Here is a 14,577-nt window from a genome sequence, read left to right as displayed (position 1 = left end):
ACGGGGCCCATCCCCCTTGCACAACAACCCCCACCCCGTACAATAGTTGACGTTTACGTAAACGGAAACACCACCCAAAGGAGACACCGCAAAATGCAAATCCAAGACAACGTCTTCATCATCACCGGCGGCGCCTCCGGCCTGGGCGCCGGCACGGCAAGAATGCTGGCGGAAGCCGGCGCCAAAGTCGTCATCGCCGACCTCAACGAACAAACCGGCCAGTCCCTCGCCACCGAACTGAACGGCCTGTTCATCCGCTGCGACGTCACCTCCGAGGCCGACGGCCAGGCCGTGGTCGCCGCCGCCCAGGCACTGGGCCGCCTGTCCGGCCTCGTCAACTGCGCCGGCATCGCCACCGCCAACAAGACGGTCGGCAAGAACGGCCCGCATCCGCTGGATGCCTTCGACAAGACCATCCGCATCAACCTGGTCGGCACCTTCAACATGATCCGCCTGGCCGCCGCCGCCATGGTCCAGAACACTCCCGACAGCGAGGGCGAGCGCGGCGTGATCATCAACACCGCCTCGGTGGCCGCCTTCGATGGCCAGATCGGCCAGGCCGCCTATGCCGCCTCCAAGGGCGGCGTGGTCGCCATGACCCTGGCCATCGCCCGCGACCTGTCCCGCGACGGCGTCCGCTGCATGACCATCGCCCCGGGGATCTTTGAAACGCCCATGCTGCTCGGCATGCCGCAGGAAGTGCAGGACGCCCTCGGCAAGATGGTTCCGTTCCCCCCGCGCCTGGGCCGCCCGGCGGAGTACGCCAGGCTGGCCCGCGCGATCATCGAAAACACGATGCTGAACGGCGAAGTGATCCGCCTCGACGGCGCGATCCGGATGCAGCCGAAGTAAGCAGGCTCCGGCGCTCAGGCCGCAGCGCCCATCGCGGGCGCCTCGACGCGCAGCGTCAGGCGCCGCACCAGCGCCCACACCGCCGCCGCGGCCGGCGACAGCGAGCGGTCCTCGCGCCGGACCATGACGATGCTGCGCTCCTCGCGCGGCACCAGCGGCCGCCACACCAGCGGCGATGCGGCGGGCAGCGGCAGCGAGAAAGAGGGCAGCACGGAAGCGCCGATGCCGGCCTCGACCATGCCGAACACGCTGGCCGAGTGCCCCAGTTCCTGCACCACCTGCGGCGCCACGCCGTGGCGGCCGAAGATGCGGTCGATCAGCGGCCGGCTGCCGGAGGCGAAGTCCAGCAGCACCAGCCGCATGCCGTGCAGCGCCGACCAAGGCACCGTTGCCGACTGCGCCAGCGGGTGGTCGCGCCGGCAGACAAAGCAGAACGGGTCGGTCGCCACCGGCTCTACCGCCAGCCCTTCGCGCACCAGCGGATCGATCAGCACGCCGAAATCGACGGCGCCGGCGCGGACCTGCTCGAGGCCGTCGGCCTGCACGTTGTCGCGCACGGTCAGGCGGATATCGGGGTATTGCGCGGCGCAGGCGGCGACATACATCGGCATCAGCCGCGCGGAAATGGTCGGAGCGCCGGCTATGACGACGCGCCCACGATAGCGTTCACCTAACTGACGCGTTTCTTCGAGCGTATCGTCGAGCTGGCCCAGCAGCCGCTCCAGCGCCGGCACCAGCGCGTGCCCGGCATCGGTCAGCACCACTTCACGCGTGGTGCGGTCAAGCAGCTTGACGCCAAGTGCCTCTTCCAGCTCCGCCACGCCGCGGCTGACAGCCGGCTGGGTCAGTCCCACCACGTCGGCGGCGCGGCTGAAACCGCCGCTGCTGGCCACCGCCAGGAAGACGCGCAACTGGCGCAGTGTGTAATTCATGCAACGACCGGATAAATAGATTCTATAAATGAATTTGCATTCTAGACCCGGCTGGCGTCCAATACTAGGCAAAACCCTAACCAACCGCAGTCATGTCTCGTCTTTTTGCCAAACTCAAGAAACTTTATGACCTGATCGACGGCTTCGTCCTCATCATGCTGACCGCCATCGCGATCGCCCTGGCGGCCCCGGAAATCGGCACCGGCAAGGGTCCGCTGCACCTGGGCGTGGTCACCAGCGTGGGCGTGGCACTGGTCTTCTTCCTGCATGGCGCGGCACTGTCGCGCGACAAGCTGGTGGCGGGCGCCAAGAACTGGCGCCTGCATGTGTTCGTGCAGTCGTTCACCTACGTGGTCTTCCCGGTGGTCGGCGCGCTGCTGATGCTGGCCCTGCACAACACGCTGCCGGCGGACCTGCTGCTGGGTGTGTTCTTCCTGTGCGCGCTGCCGTCGACGGTGTCGTCGTCGGTCGCCATGACTTCGATGGCGCGCGGCAACGTGTCGGGCGCCATCTTCAACGCCACCATCTCGGGCCTGATCGGCATGCTGGTCACGCCGCTGCTGATGGGGCTGGTGATCAGCGCCAGCGGCGCCTCGATGCCGCTGGGCAAGGCGCTCACCGGCGTGGCGCTGCAGCTGCTGCTGCCGTTCGCACTGGGCCAGCTGCTGCGCCCGCTGATCGGCAACTGGCTGGCGAAGAAGAAGCCGATCACCACCAAGATCGACCGTGGCGTGATCGTGCTGATCGTCTATTCGTCGTTCTGCGATGCGACTGCCGAAGGCCTGTGGCACCAGTACCAGTGGCAGACCATCGGCGCGGTGATGCTGATTGCCGCGGTGCTGCTGTTCGTGGTGCTGGGCTTCACCACGCTGACCGCCCGCCGCATGGGTTTCTCGGTCGAGGACGAAATCACCGCGGTGTTCTGCGGCTCGAAGAAGAGCCTGGCCAACGGCATCCCGATGGCAAAGATCCTGTTTGCCGGACATCCCGCGCTGGGGCTGCTGGTACTGCCGCTGATGGTCTATCACCAGCTGCAGCTGATCGTCTGCTCGGTGATTGCGTCGCGCTACGCCAACCGGGATGCGCTGCTGGAGGATCGCGCGGCGGCGCGGGCGTAAGGCGGCACGGACGTAAAAAAACCGGGCATGCCCGGTTTTTTTACGTCCATTCCGATCACACCGACGGATTCTTCGACAGCGGCGGATTCTTCGCGAAGTACGCCTTGATCCCGCGCAGGATGGCATTCGCCAGCTGTTCCTGGTGTGCGCTGTCGTTAAGCTTGCGCTCCTCCGCCGGGTTGCTGATAAACGCGGTCTCGATCAGGATCGACGGGATGTCCGGCGCCTTCAGCACCGCAAACCCGGCCTGCTCCACGTGCGCCTTGTGCAGCCGGTTGATGCCGCCGATCTCGCCCAGCACGGTCTTGCCGACCTGCAGGCTGTCATTGATCTGCGCGGTGGTGGACAGGTCCAGCAGCACGCGCGCGACCTGCGCATCCTTGTTGCCCATGTTGGCGCCGCCGATCAGGTCGGAGGCGTTTTCCTTGTTGGCCAGCCAGCGCGCCGCGGTACTGGAGGCGCCGCGCTCGGACAGCGCAAACACCGAAGCGCCATTGGCTTCCGGCGACAGGAAGGCATCGGCGTGGATCGACACGAACAGGTCGGCCTGCACCCGGCGCGCCTTCTGCACGCGCACGTTCAGCGGCACGAAGAAATCGGCGTCGCGCGTCATCATCGCGCGCATATTGGGCTGCGCGTCGATCTTGGCGCGCAGCCGGTGCGCGATCTGCAGCACCACGTCCTTCTCGCGCGAGCCGGCGGCGCCGATCGCGCCCGGGTCTTCGCCGCCGTGGCCGGGATCGATGGCCACCGTCAGCAGGCGGCGCATCTTGAACGGGCGCTCGGCGGTGGGGTTGTCGCGCGCAACCGGCGGCACCACCGGGGCATCAGGCTTGGGCACCACGGGGGCCGATGGCCTGGGCCGGGCCGCAACCACCGGGGGCGGCGGCGCAGTCGTGGCCGGCACTTCGCCCTTCTCGTCGAACTTGCGCACCAGCGCGCCGATGGCATCTTCCTCGGCCCCGGCCGGGGCGCCGGCGATGCTGTCAGGACCCGGGGCCGGGTCCGAGGTGGCGAAGCGGCGCTGCTTGTCCTCGGTGTCGCGCACCAGTTTCCACAGCGGGTCGGGCGGGTTGACCGGGTACAGGTCGAACACCAGCCGGTTGCGGTAGCTGCCGATCGGCAACAGCGTGAACACCTGCGGCGCCACGCTCTCCTTCAGGTCGAACACCATCCGCACCACGCGCGGGCGGTTCTGGCCGACGCGCACGGTCTGGATATACGGGTCGTTGGGAGTGATCTTGGCCACCAGCTCGCGCAGCGTGGGCGACAGGTCCAGGCCGTCGATATCCACCACCAGCCTGTCCGGATCGCGAATCATCTGGTGCACCGCGGCCAGCGGCGCGTCGGATTCGATGGTGACGCGGGTGTAGTCCTCGGCCGGCCACACGCGCACCGCGACGATGCCGGCGCCGAACGCGATCTGCGGGCCGGCCAACGTCAGCACGGCAGTGCCCGCGCCCAGCTTCAGCGCCTGCGCCATCCATTTGCGGCGCGCCGGCAGCAGGCCGTCTGGTCCATCGGGGCGGTCGGTGGCTAGTCGCTTGATCAGCATGCGTTCAGCAAGGAAAGTCCAGTGTGAGTATAGGCGCGCAACGTCGCGATGCGCCGCTCGCCGGCATCGCCCGCGAGCTTTTCGCTGTCGGCCGGCCGTACCATGTCCGATTGGAGCAACACGTGCAGGTCGGGTTCCCCCAGCAGGCGGCCCGCCTTCTCCGGCCATTCGACCAGGTTGAAGGCCGGTTCGGCAAAACAGTCGCGGAAACCCGCGTCGATCCACTCCTCCGGATCGGCGAAGCGGTACAGGTCGAAATGGTAGACCGTCAGCGGCGAGCCGTCGGCGCGGGCCACCTCGTAAGGCTCGCACAGCGTGTAGGTGGGGCTGCGCACCTTGCCGGCATGGCCGAGCGCGCGCAGCACCGCGCGCGACAGCGTGGTCTTGCCGGCGCCGAGGTCGCCGGACAGCTGCACATGCACCGCGCGCGGCGGCATGGTCTGCACGGTGGCGGCCAGCGCGGCGCCCAGGCGCGCGGTGGCGGCTTCGTCGGGCAGCGTCAGGGTGCGTTCTTCGAGCAAGGGCATTGCGTACAATTCAGGGATGATCGACCCAGCAGTCAAGCCGCCGGCCAGCGCGCCAGGCGCGCACAGTGTTCCCGCAAACGCTCCAGGGCAATCCGGCCACGCCGGCCACGCCGGCCAGGCCGACCCTGAGGAGCTGGCGGCGCTTGCGGAATCCATCCGCGCCTGGGGCGCCGCGCTGGGTTTTGCGTCGGTGCGCATCGCCGACGTCGATCTTGGCCACGCCGAACCGGGGCTTCTGGCCTGGCTGGAGCAGGGTTGCCACGGCGACATGGATTATATGGCGAACCACGGCTTGCGGCGCGCCCGTCCGGCCGAACTGGTGCCGGGCACGGTCCGCGCCATCGTGGCGCGCATGCCCTATGTCCCCGCCACCGAGACCCCGCCGGGCGCCCCCGACTGGCGCCGGCGCGAACTGGCGCGGCTGGGCGACCCGGCCACCGCGGTGGTGTCGCTGTACGCGCGCGGCCGCGACTATCACAAGGTCCTGCGCAGCCGTCTCCAGCAGCTGGCCAGCAGGATCGAGGCTGAGATCGGCAAATTCGGCTACCGTGTCTTCACCGATTCCGCGCCGGTGATGGAAGTGGCGCTGGCCAGCCAGGGCGGACTCGGCTGGCGCGGCAAGCATACGCTGCTGCTCGACCGCGACGGCGGCTCGATGTTCTTCCTGGGCGAGATCCTGGTCGATATCCCGCTGCCGGCCGATGCGCCCGAAACGGACCACTGCGGCAACTGCCACCGCTGCCTCGACATCTGCCCCACGCGCGCCATCGTCGCGCCCTACCGGCTCGATGCGCGCCGCTGCATCTCCTACCTGACCATCGAGCACAAGGGCCCGATCCCGGTCGAATTCCGCGCGCCGATGGGCAACCGCGTCTATGGCTGCGACGACTGCCAGCTGGCCTGCCCGTGGAACAAGTTCGCGCACGTGGCCAGCGTGCCGGATTTCGACGTGCGCAATGGCCTGGACGCGCCCGACATAATGGCGCTGTTCCAGTGGACCGAAGACGAGTTCAACCAGCGCCTGGAGGGCAGCCCGATCCGCCGCATCGGCCATGAGCGCTGGCTGCGCAACCTGGCGGTGGGGCTTGGCAACAGCCTGCGCGCGGCGCTGTCGGGCACGCGCGCGGAAGACGCCGCGCTGGCCGCGCGCGTCCGGGCCGCGTTGCAGGCGCGGCGCGATTCCGCTTCGCCGCTGGTGCAGGAGCATATCGACTGGGCACTCGCGCAGGGCGAGCCCGCACGCACTAGCTGACCAGCGCCAGCCACAGCGGCGTGGTAACGATGGCCCCCACCGTCATCACCGAAATCGTGGCCGCCACCATGGGCCCGTTGCCGCCCATGCGCACCGCCAGGATATAGGCGCTCGACGCGGTCGGCAGCGAGGCATACAGCACCACGACCTGGTACTGCAGCGCGGTCAGCGGCAGGTGCCGGCCCACCAGCCACGCCACGCACGGCATCGCCAGCAGCTTGACCCCGGTCCACCACGCCACCGGCCCCACCGTGCCGGTCGCCCCGCTCATCTGCAGCCCGGCGCCCACCGTCATCAGCCCCAGCGCGGTCGACGCCGAGCCCAGCCGGTTCAGCGTCATCGCCACCACCTCGGGCGGGTGCAGGCCCAGCAGGTTGGTCGCAAGGCCGCCGGCGGTGGCCAGGATCAGGGGGTTGCGCGCCAGTTCCTTCCATAGCGCGGTCTCGCCGTGCCGGGCCAGCGCCCACACCGCCGCCACGTTGCACAGCGGCACGGTGCAGCCGACGATCACCGCCATCAGCGCCAGCCCCTCGCTGCCGCCCAGGCGCGACGCCAGCGCCAGGCCGATATAGGAATTGAAGCGAAAGGCGGTCTGCAGGCCCGAGGCAAAGCTCAGCGCATCGGGCTTCAGCACCCATTTGACGGCGTAGCCGCCGGCCATGCCGACGGCCAGCGCCAGCAGCGCCAGGCCCAGCATCGCCGAGGTGGAAGAGAAATCGAAGACCGCGGCATTGGTCGACTGCAGCAGCAGCGCCGGGAACAGCACAAAGTAGACCAGCCGCTCCACCCCGCCCCAGAAGGCGCGGTCGAAGGGGGAATAGCGCACCAGCAGCCAGCCGATCAGGATCAGGCTGAAGTCCGGCACCAGCAGGAGAGCAGAAGACATTGTCGTTGTTGTTAGGGCGAGGGCACGGCGCGGCATCTGCCTCGCATCCGGCCATGGTCCCGGCCGCGTGGGGGAAGAAATAACGGCCGGTGCGCGGGAATGTGCAGACTAGGGCAGATACGGATAGGTATTTTTCCAGATTTGGGTCAGCATGGCATGCCAAGTTGTATGCCCTGCCGCCATGTTGTCCCGCATCCGTTCCGCGCCGCCAGGCCCGGACACCCACTTTCGCTCCCGTTCACGCCCTGGCCTGCCCACCGTCATGACCAGCCGCCTGCGCTCGCGCGCGGCCGCCCTGCTGGTGATGCTGTGCGCCACCACGGCTGCCGGTGCCATGCCGGCGCGCGCGGTCGAGATGGAAGGGATCCGCTTCGACGATGCCGCGCGCGTGGGCGGCAAGGAGCTGCAGCTCAACGGCGCCGCGCTGCGCGCGCGCTTCCTGACCAAGGGCTACGTGGCCGCGCTGTACCTGCAGGAAAAAGCCCGCAACGCGACCGTGGTACTCGGCACGCCCGGCGCCAAGCGGCTACAGTTGCGCATGCTGCGCGAGGCCGAACCGCCCGCCTTTGCCCGCGCCATCCGCCAGGGCATCCGCGATAACCACAGCGAAGCGCAGGTGCAGGGCCTGGCCGCGCGGCTGGTGCAGTTCGAGCGCACCCTGGGCGAGGTCGGCAACGCGCACAAGGGCGACGTGATCAACCTGGACTTTGCCCCGCAGACGGGCACGGTCATCGCCATCAACGGCACGCCGCGCGGCCGTCCGATCCCTGGCGAAGACTTCTACCAGGCCGTGCTGCGGGTGTTCCTGGGCGACCATCCGGTCGACCCGGACGTCAAGCGCGGACTGCTCGGCGGCTGACAAGGGCCGACCTCTTTTACGCTGCCGCCGCCGTGCCTTTACCTGTGGCACCGCGACGGTTTCTTTGCTTCCGGGCAGCACCCTGCCCGGATTTCTGACGGGAGACATGATCTCATGCAAGCTGGCAAACTCGCTCTGACCCTGGCCCTGGCCGCCGCCGCCACCACGGCGCACGCCCAGAGCTATCCGACCAAGCCGATCCGCCTGATTATTCCGTTCGCACCGGGCGGCACCACCGACATCGTCGGCCGCGGTGCCGCCGACCAGATGAGCCGCATCCTGGGCCAGCCGGTGGTCGTGGAAAACCGCGCCGGCGGGGGCGGCTCGATCGGTGCGGACGCGATCGCCAAGGCGGCGCCGGACGGCTACACCATCGGCATCTCGACGGTGTCGACCATGGCCGTGAACCCGGCCTGCAACCCCAAGCTGTCGTACGACCCGATCAAGGACTTCAAGCCCATCACCAACCTGGCCAACGTGGCCAACGTGATCGCGGTCAACCCGAACTTCCCGGCCAAGGACTACAAGGAATTCCTGGCTGTGCTGAAGGCCAATCCGGGCAAGTATTCGTATGCGTCGTCGGGCACCTGCGGCTTCGGCCACATGCTGGGCGAGCAGTTCAAGGTCTCGACCAAGACCTTCATGGTCCATATCCCTTACCGCGGCGCGGGCCCGGCGCTGAACGACGTGCTGGCCGGCCAGGTGCCGATCATGGTGGACAACCTGCCGTCGTCGATGCCCTACATCAAGGCCGGCAAGCTGCGCCCGATCGTAGTGGCCTGGAACAAGCGCCTGGACTCGCTGCCGGACGTGCCGACCTTCGGCGAAATGGGCCTGAAGGAGCCGAACGACCCGGCCTGGTACGGCCTGGTGGCGCCGGCCGGCACGCCTGACGACGTTATCAAGAAGCTGAACGACGCCGCGGTCAAGGCGCTGCAGGACAAGGGCTTCCAGGAACGCCTGCGCACCGCCGGCGCCGAGCCGTCGGGCAATACGCCGGCGCAGCACGCGGCCGAGATCAAGAAGGAGTTCGACAAGATGAAGAACCTGGTGAAGGTGCAGAACATCAAGCTGGAGCAGTAATCCGGCTTGCAGCACTTGCCAGACTTGCAGCAAGGGGCCGCCGGAAGGCGGCCTTTTTTCTTGCCAACGCAAAAAGCACTAAAATCCAGCATTCGCCCCAGTCAGCAGTCGGACCGCCATGCCAGCCACTTACGATGCCATCCTCCCTGCCCCGTTCGGCAAGGTCGGCGTGCGCACGGACGGCGAACGCATCCGGGCCATCGTCTACCTGCCCGGACACGTCGAAGCACGCGCGCCGGCAGCCGATGCGCTGACGCGAGAACTCGTGGCCCGGCTGGAAGCCCAGCTGGCGGCCTACTATGCCAACCCCGACGCGCGCTTCGACCTGCCCCTTGCACCGGCGGGCAGCGATTTCCAGCAGCGCGTCTGGCAGGCCATCGCCGCCGTGCCGCGCGGCGCCACCACCACCTACGGCACCATTGCCGGGGCCATCGGCGCGATGCCGCGCGCGGTGGGCCAGGCTTGCGGCCAGAACCCGTTCCCGATCGTGATCCCCTGCCATCGCGTGGTCTCGGCCCGCGGCATCGGCGGTTTCTCCCATCATGCCGAAGATGGTTTCTACCTCGACGTCAAACGCTGGCTGCTGCGCCATGAAGGCGCCATGCTGATATGAGCCCCGTGTCACGGACGGTGGCGGCGGACACACCACCAGAGCTCGCCACGGCTCCCGGCGATGCCGACGCGGCGCTGGTCAGCCGCTTCTGCGACGCGCTGTGGCTGGAAGACGGCCTGTCGCAGAACACCATCGACGCCTACCGGCGCGACCTGACCCTGCTGGCGCGCTGGCTGCGCCACGAAGGCCATGGCGAGCTGCCCGGCGTGGACGACAGCGTGCTGTCGGCCTACTTCAACGCACGCCACACGCAGACGCGCGCGTCGTCGGCCAACCGCCGGCTGGCGGTGTTCCGGCGCTTCTACCAGTGGGCGCTGCGCGAGCACATCGTCGAAGCCGATCCCTGCCTGCTGCTGCGCCCCGCCAAGCAGCCGCCGCGCTACCCCAAGACACTGACCGAGGCGCAGGTCGATGCGCTGCTGGAAGCGCCCGACACCGGCACGCCGCTGGGCCTGCGCGACCGCACCATGCTGGAGCTGATGTACGCCAGCGGCCTGCGCGTGTCCGAGCTGACGCAGATGAAGACCATCGAGATCGGCCTGAACGAGGGCGTGGCGCGCGTGGTCGGCGGCAAGGGCGACAAGGAACGGCTGGTCCCGTTCGGCCAGCAGGCCGCCGACTGGCTGCGCAGCTACCTCGCCAGCGCGCGTCCCGCGCTGCTGGCCGGGCGCGCCTGCGACGCGCTGTTCGTCACGCAGCGCGGCGAAGGCATGACGCGGCAGGCGTTCTGGCACCTGATCAAGCGCCACGCGCGCGATGCCGGCGTGCACGCGCCGCTGTCGCCGCACACGCTGCGGCACGCCTTCGCCACGCACCTGCTCAACCACGGCGCCGACCTGCGCGTGGTGCAGCTGCTGCTCGGCCACGCCGATATCTCCACCACGCAGATCTACACCCACGTCGCGCGCGAGCGCCTGCGCGAGCTGCACCAGCAGCACCATCCGCGCGGCTGAGTGGCACTGAGCGGCACCATCGCCATGAGCAAGAACAAGCACGTCTCCGAAACCCCCGCCACCCAGTTCCTGCGCAAGCAGGGCGTGGCCTTCGGCGAACACCCCTATGAATACGTCGAGCATGGCGGCACCGAAGAATCGGCGCGCCAGCTCGGCGTTCCCGAGCACGACGTGGTCAAGACCCTGATCATGGAAGACGAGCGCGCGCAGCCGCTGGTGGTGCTGATGCACGGCGACTGCTCGGTCTCGACCAAGAACCTGGCGCGCCAGACCGGGCGCAAGAGCGTGCAGCCGTGCAAGCCGGAGGTGGCGCAGCGCCACAGCGGCTACATGGTCGGCGGCACCTCGCCGTTCGGCACGCGCAAGCGCATGCCGGTGTATGTGGAGGCCACGGTGCTGGAGCTGGAGCGCATCTACATCAACGGCGGGCGGCGCGGCTACCTCGTCAGCCTGAACCCGAAGCTGCTGCACGGACTGGTCGATGCCCAACCGGTCCAATGCGCGCTGCCTGACTGAAACACCGGCCAGGCGCCCCAGCCGTCACCTCGCGCCACGCGCACGGCGGCCGCGCATGCCAATCCGGGAAGTCACGGACGTGGTGAGGGCGCCGCCGCGCTACAATCGCGCCAGCTTGAAAACACCCCACTGCACATGGCTAACCTGCCTAACCTGATATTCGCCCTCGCCGCCTACCTGATCGGCTCGATTTCCTTTGCTGTCGTCGTCAGCAAGCTGATGGGGCTGCCGGACCCGCATTCGTACGGCTCGGGCAACCCGGGGGCGACCAACGTGCTGCGCACCGGCAACAAGAAGGCCGCGATCCTGACGCTGATCGGCGATGCGCTGAAGGGCTGGCTGGCGGTGTGGCTGGCGGCGCGCTTCGGCCCCGCCTACGGGTTGAATGAAACCGGCCTGGCCATGGTGGCGCTGGCGGTATTCCTCGGCCACCTGTTCCCGCTGTACCACCGCTTTGCCGGCGGCAAGGGCGTGGCCACGGCGGCCGGCATCCTGCTGGCGATCGACCCGGTCCTGGGGCTGGGCACGCTGGCCACCTGGCTGATCATTGCGTTCTTCTTCCGCTATTCGTCGCTGGCGGCGCTGGTGTCTGCCATCTTCGCGCCGTTCTTTTATGTGCTGATGAATGGTGTGGACGTGATGACCGGCGCCATCTTCGCGATCAGCGTGCTGCTGATCGCCCGGCACCGGCAGAATATTGCCAAGCTGCTGGCCGGCAAGGAAAGCCGGATCGGGGACAAGAAGAAGGTCTGAGCGCTATCCGGCCAGCGCCGGACTGAAATGGCGCCAGGGATCGAACGTCGCCCCCTCTGCCTGCTTCGCGGCAATGAAGACGATGCGTGAGCGCGCTGCCGCTTCCGGTGGCCCGGGACGCTCCAGGGTCCAGCGCTTGCCGCAGATCTGCAGCAGCCGCGGGCTGTCCTCCCCCTCCAGGAACACCATGCCCTTGCCGCGCAACACTTGCGGCGGCAAGGCATTGAGCGCGCCCTCCAGCGCCGCGCGGCGGAAGCGGATGGAGGAAGCGAAGCTGCTGCCGGAAAACGCCGCAGCGTGGTCGGTGTCCATCGCCACGCCATGCCCGCCCTCCCTGCCTGCCCCGGCCCGTGCCGCGGCTTCGATGGCGCCCGGTGCCGGTCCCAGGATCAGGCGCGCATCGACCTGGCCGTGCTGGCATGCGATCACCCGGGCATCCGGTACTTGCGTGCCCAGCCAGCCGCGCAGCGCGTCGAGCTCACCCGCGCCGACGAGGTCGGCCTTGTTCAGCAGCACCAGGTCCGCCGCGCGCAACTGGGCGCGCACCGTATCGCCCACATAGCGGTCGCCGGCGAGCCGGCGCACGGCTTCGGCGTCTGCCACCGTGACCACGCCCTCGCTGCGGAAGCCGCCGCCGGCGCGGCCGAGCTGCGCGATGCGGGCCGGGTCGCCCACTCCGCTGGCTTCGACCACGATGCGCCCGGGCGGCTCGGGGAGCTTCAGCACCGTCAGGAAGGCCTGCATCAGGTCGCCGCCAACCGAGCAGCACACGCAGCCGTTGGTCAGGCTGACGATGCCCTCGGGCATGCCTGGCGCTGCTTTCGCGATCAGTTCGGCATCGATGTTGATGGCACCGAAATCGTTCACCATCACCAGCACGCGCTCGCCCTGCTGCGTGCGCAGCAGGTGGTTGAGCAGGCTGGTCTTGCCGGCGCCGAGGAAGCCGCCGAGCACCGTCAGGGGAATGTCCGGGCGCCGCATCATGCGTTTCCGGGTGCGGCGAACACTTTGCCGCCCAGCACCGTGCCCCATACCGGCACATCGCGCAGCGCGGCGGGGGGCACCGCCAGCGGGTCGTCGTCGAGCACGGCGAAGTCCGCCTGCTTGCCCACCTCGATGCTGCCCACCAGGTGGTCCAGGCGCAGCGTATGGGCGGCACCCAGGGTCATGGCATGCAGCGCGTCCTGCACCGGGATGCGCTCGCCCTCGCCCAGGATGCGCCCGCTCGCGGTCTGGCGGTTGACCGCGCACCAGGCGGTGAACAGCGGCCCGATCGGCGTGATCGGCGCATCCGAATGCAGGGAAAACGGCACGCCGCTGCGCAGCGCGGTATGGGCGGCGTTCATGCGGTTGGCGCGATCCGGCCCCACCGTCATGGCGTGGTGCGCATCGCCCCAGTAGTAGAGGTGGTTGGCGAACAGGTTGGCGCACATGCCGAGCGCCGCCATGCGCCGGAACTGGGCGGCATCGGCAAGCTGGCAGTGCTGCAGCGTGTGGCGATGATCCCAGCGCGGATGCGCGCGCAGCACGCCCTCGACCGCGTCCAGCGCGAGCTCGGTGGCTTCGTCGCCATTGGTATGGATATGCACGGTCAGCCCGGCCCGGTGATAGACGGCGAGCAGTTCCTCGATCTGCGCCGGCGGCACCAGCCACAGGCCATTGGCGGCGCCGTTGTGGTAGCCCGGCCAGCGCACCCGCGCGGTAAAGCCCTGGATCGAGCCGTCGACCACCAGCTTGACCAGGCCGAAATGCAGCTTGTCGGTGTTGCTTGCCATGGCTTCGGCCACGCGTTGCGCGCCGCCGCCTTGCAGGTCCCGCAGCGGTGCGTAGGCGGGCACCATGCGCACCGGGAAGTCCGGATCGGCGGTGACGCGGCTCAGGTTCGCGACGGCATCCGCGTCCAGGCTGTTGACCAGGTCGGTCGCGGTGGTCACTCCGGCCTGCTGCGCCACGCGGCCGAAGTTGCGGATGCCCTCTTCGGTCTGTCCGGCATCGAAGAACACATTGCCGATGGTCTTGAACACCAGGAACATGGCGGCGAACTCCTGCAGTTCGCCGGTGGGCAGGCCGTCGCTGTCTTTCGCAATGCCGTCCACGGGGGTCTCGGCATCGATACCGGCGGCGTCGAGCATGGCGGTGTTGACGTTCATCAGGTGCATGCTGGCGTGCATGACCACGATCCGGCGCGTGGCCGACACCTGGTCCAGGTGCCGCACGGTCATGCGCGCACGGCCGAAGTGGATGGGATCGAAGCCCCACGCCAGCAGCGGCTGCGCGGTATCCTGCAGCTGCGCCTGGGCTTCGCGCAGGCGCGCCACCACGGCGTCGAAGCTCTTCAGGCCGGGCCACAGCCGTCCGTCGGGTCCGCGCCGGTCGTAGTAGCCGACATAAACGAATTTCCACATGCCGCCCTCGAGCAGGTGCGAGTGCCCCTCGATCAGGCCGGGCATCAGCACCTTGTCGGCAAAACGGGTATCCAGCGTCGCCGCGCCCCACCCGGCCATGTCTTGCGCACGCCCCACGCCGAGGATGCGCCCGTCGCGCACGGCGACATGGGTGGCAACAGGCTGGATGGGGTTCATGGTGATGATCTTGCGCGCCGCGTAGACGGTGACGGTCGCTTGGCTCATATCTGGTCTCCGGGTTGATCCTGCTTGCGGGATCGTGGTTGGGATGGC

15 protein-coding genes are annotated in these 14,577 nt (G+C 68.6%); 9 read left to right on the top strand and 6 right to left on the bottom strand.

Annotation, left to right across the window (positions count from 1 at the left end):
* Positions 1–93: 93 nt before the first annotated feature.
* On the top strand, positions 94–852 hold the full coding sequence (locus JTE92_RS15145; protein WP_063236900.1) for a 3-hydroxyacyl-CoA dehydrogenase: 759 nt from the start codon (positions 94–96) through the stop codon (positions 850–852).
* Between the two features lie 14 nt (positions 853–866).
* On the opposite strand, the gene JTE92_RS15140 is transcribed toward JTE92_RS15145, so the two are convergent.
* The gene (locus tag JTE92_RS15140; protein WP_063236899.1) at positions 867–1,784 is read right to left on the bottom strand and encodes a LysR family transcriptional regulator; all 918 of its coding nucleotides are present in this window, start codon (positions 1,782–1,784) and stop codon (positions 867–869) included.
* 92 nt (positions 1,785–1,876) lie between these two features.
* Between JTE92_RS15140 and JTE92_RS15135 the strand changes: the two genes are divergently transcribed.
* On the top strand, positions 1,877–2,902 hold the full coding sequence (locus JTE92_RS15135) for a bile acid:sodium symporter family protein (RefSeq protein WP_063236898.1): 1,026 nt from the start codon (positions 1,877–1,879) through the stop codon (positions 2,900–2,902).
* Between the two features lie 55 nt (positions 2,903–2,957).
* Here JTE92_RS15135 and JTE92_RS15130 read toward each other — a convergent pair whose 3' ends face one another.
* Both JTE92_RS15130 and tsaE read right to left on the bottom strand, forming a co-directional pair.
* Entirely contained in the window at positions 2,958–4,457 is a 1,500-nt protein-coding gene (locus JTE92_RS15130; protein WP_063236897.1) for an N-acetylmuramoyl-L-alanine amidase, read from the bottom strand.
* A complete protein-coding gene (tsaE, locus tag JTE92_RS15125) occupies positions 4,451–4,984 on the bottom strand; it encodes a tRNA (adenosine(37)-N6)-threonylcarbamoyltransferase complex ATPase subunit type 1 TsaE (protein ID WP_063236896.1) in 534 nt (177 codons plus the stop codon). Before tsaE ends, JTE92_RS15130 begins: the two co-directional genes overlap by 7 nt.
* A gap of 16 nt (positions 4,985–5,000) precedes the next feature.
* On the opposite strand from tsaE, the gene queG reads away from it, so the two are divergent.
* Complete coding sequence (gene queG, locus JTE92_RS15120) at positions 5,001–6,236, top strand: tRNA epoxyqueuosine(34) reductase QueG (protein WP_232353223.1); 1,236 nt, start codon at positions 5,001–5,003, stop codon at positions 6,234–6,236.
* Here the strand turns inward: queG and JTE92_RS15115 are convergent.
* Positions 6,229–7,122, bottom strand: coding sequence for an AEC family transporter (locus tag JTE92_RS15115; RefSeq protein WP_063236894.1), 894 nt, complete (start codon positions 7,120–7,122; stop codon positions 6,229–6,231). The two genes, queG and JTE92_RS15115, sit on opposite strands and share 8 nt — an antisense overlap.
* Positions 7,123–7,384: 262 nt before the next feature.
* On the opposite strand from JTE92_RS15115, the gene JTE92_RS15110 reads away from it, so the two are divergent.
* The 6 genes from JTE92_RS15110 (at position 7,385) to plsY (ending at position 11,899) form a co-directional block, all read left to right on the top strand.
* Entirely contained in the window at positions 7,385–7,981 is a 597-nt protein-coding gene (locus JTE92_RS15110; protein ID WP_063236893.1) for a chalcone isomerase family protein, read from the top strand.
* Positions 7,982–8,095: 114 nt separating this feature from the next.
* Positions 8,096–9,064: a tripartite tricarboxylate transporter substrate binding protein BugE gene (locus JTE92_RS15105; protein ID WP_063236892.1), complete on the top strand. Its 969-nt coding sequence runs from the start codon at positions 8,096–8,098 to the stop codon at positions 9,062–9,064.
* Positions 9,065–9,182: 118 nt separating this feature from the next.
* Positions 9,183–9,677: a methylated-DNA--[protein]-cysteine S-methyltransferase gene (locus JTE92_RS15100; protein ID WP_063236891.1), complete on the top strand. Its 495-nt coding sequence runs from the start codon at positions 9,183–9,185 to the stop codon at positions 9,675–9,677.
* Positions 9,674–10,630, top strand: coding sequence for a site-specific tyrosine recombinase XerD (gene xerD, locus JTE92_RS15095; protein WP_063236890.1), 957 nt, complete (start codon positions 9,674–9,676; stop codon positions 10,628–10,630). The genes JTE92_RS15100 and xerD overlap by 4 nt, the downstream gene beginning before the upstream one ends.
* A gap of 24 nt (positions 10,631–10,654) precedes the next feature.
* Positions 10,655–11,146: a Cys-tRNA(Pro) deacylase gene (gene ybaK, locus JTE92_RS15090; RefSeq protein WP_063236976.1), complete on the top strand. Its 492-nt coding sequence runs from the start codon at positions 10,655–10,657 to the stop codon at positions 11,144–11,146.
* A 144-nt stretch (positions 11,147–11,290) separates the two neighbouring features.
* Complete coding sequence (plsY, locus tag JTE92_RS15085; RefSeq protein WP_084254428.1) at positions 11,291–11,899, top strand: glycerol-3-phosphate 1-O-acyltransferase PlsY; 609 nt, start codon at positions 11,291–11,293, stop codon at positions 11,897–11,899.
* Positions 11,900–11,902: 3 nt separating this feature from the next.
* Here the strand turns inward: plsY and JTE92_RS15080 are convergent, their stop codons facing one another.
* Entirely contained in the window at positions 11,903–12,883 is a 981-nt protein-coding gene (locus JTE92_RS15080; protein ID WP_167525682.1) for a CobW family GTP-binding protein, read from the bottom strand.
* Positions 12,880–14,529, bottom strand: a complete 1,650-nt coding sequence (locus JTE92_RS15075) for an amidohydrolase (protein WP_063236887.1) — start codon at positions 14,527–14,529, stop codon at positions 12,880–12,882. The genes JTE92_RS15080 and JTE92_RS15075 overlap by 4 nt, the downstream gene beginning before the upstream one ends.
* Positions 14,530–14,577: the final 48 nt, after the last annotated feature.

Origin of the sequence: Cupriavidus oxalaticus, assembly GCF_016894385.1 — a bacterium.
Lineage (GTDB): Bacteria > Pseudomonadota > Gammaproteobacteria > Burkholderiales > Burkholderiaceae > Cupriavidus > Cupriavidus oxalaticus.
Note: the sequence above shows the minus strand (reverse complement) of the source record. Positions and strands in the feature narration are given on the sequence as shown.

Excerpts from the sequence above, each read along its gene's own strand:
- JTE92_RS15145 (WP_063236900.1), top strand. The coding sequence starts at position 94 with ATGCAAATCCAAGACAACGTCTTCATCATCACCGGCGGCGCCTCCGGC.
- JTE92_RS15140 (WP_063236899.1), bottom strand. The coding sequence starts at position 1,784 with ATGAATTACACACTGCGCCAGTTGCGCGTCTTCCTGGCGGTGGCCAGC.
- JTE92_RS15135 (WP_063236898.1), top strand. The coding sequence starts at position 1,877 with ATGTCTCGTCTTTTTGCCAAACTCAAGAAACTTTATGACCTGATCGAC.
- JTE92_RS15130 (WP_063236897.1), bottom strand. The coding sequence starts at position 4,457 with ATGCTGATCAAGCGACTAGCCACCGACCGCCCCGATGGACCAGACGGC.
- tsaE (WP_063236896.1), bottom strand. The coding sequence starts at position 4,984 with ATGCCCTTGCTCGAAGAACGCACCCTGACGCTGCCCGACGAAGCCGCC.
- queG (WP_232353223.1), top strand. The coding sequence starts at position 5,001 with ATGATCGACCCAGCAGTCAAGCCGCCGGCCAGCGCGCCAGGCGCGCAC.
- JTE92_RS15115 (WP_063236894.1), bottom strand. The coding sequence starts at position 7,122 with ATGTCTTCTGCTCTCCTGCTGGTGCCGGACTTCAGCCTGATCCTGATC.
- JTE92_RS15110 (WP_063236893.1), top strand. The coding sequence starts at position 7,385 with ATGACCAGCCGCCTGCGCTCGCGCGCGGCCGCCCTGCTGGTGATGCTG.
- JTE92_RS15105 (WP_063236892.1), top strand. The coding sequence starts at position 8,096 with ATGCAAGCTGGCAAACTCGCTCTGACCCTGGCCCTGGCCGCCGCCGCC.
- JTE92_RS15100 (WP_063236891.1), top strand. The coding sequence starts at position 9,183 with ATGCCAGCCACTTACGATGCCATCCTCCCTGCCCCGTTCGGCAAGGTC.
- xerD (WP_063236890.1), top strand. The coding sequence starts at position 9,674 with ATGAGCCCCGTGTCACGGACGGTGGCGGCGGACACACCACCAGAGCTC.
- ybaK (WP_063236976.1), top strand. The coding sequence starts at position 10,655 with ATGAGCAAGAACAAGCACGTCTCCGAAACCCCCGCCACCCAGTTCCTG.
- JTE92_RS15080 (WP_167525682.1), bottom strand. The coding sequence starts at position 12,883 with ATGATGCGGCGCCCGGACATTCCCCTGACGGTGCTCGGCGGCTTCCTC.
- JTE92_RS15075 (WP_063236887.1), bottom strand. The coding sequence starts at position 14,529 with ATGAGCCAAGCGACCGTCACCGTCTACGCGGCGCGCAAGATCATCACC.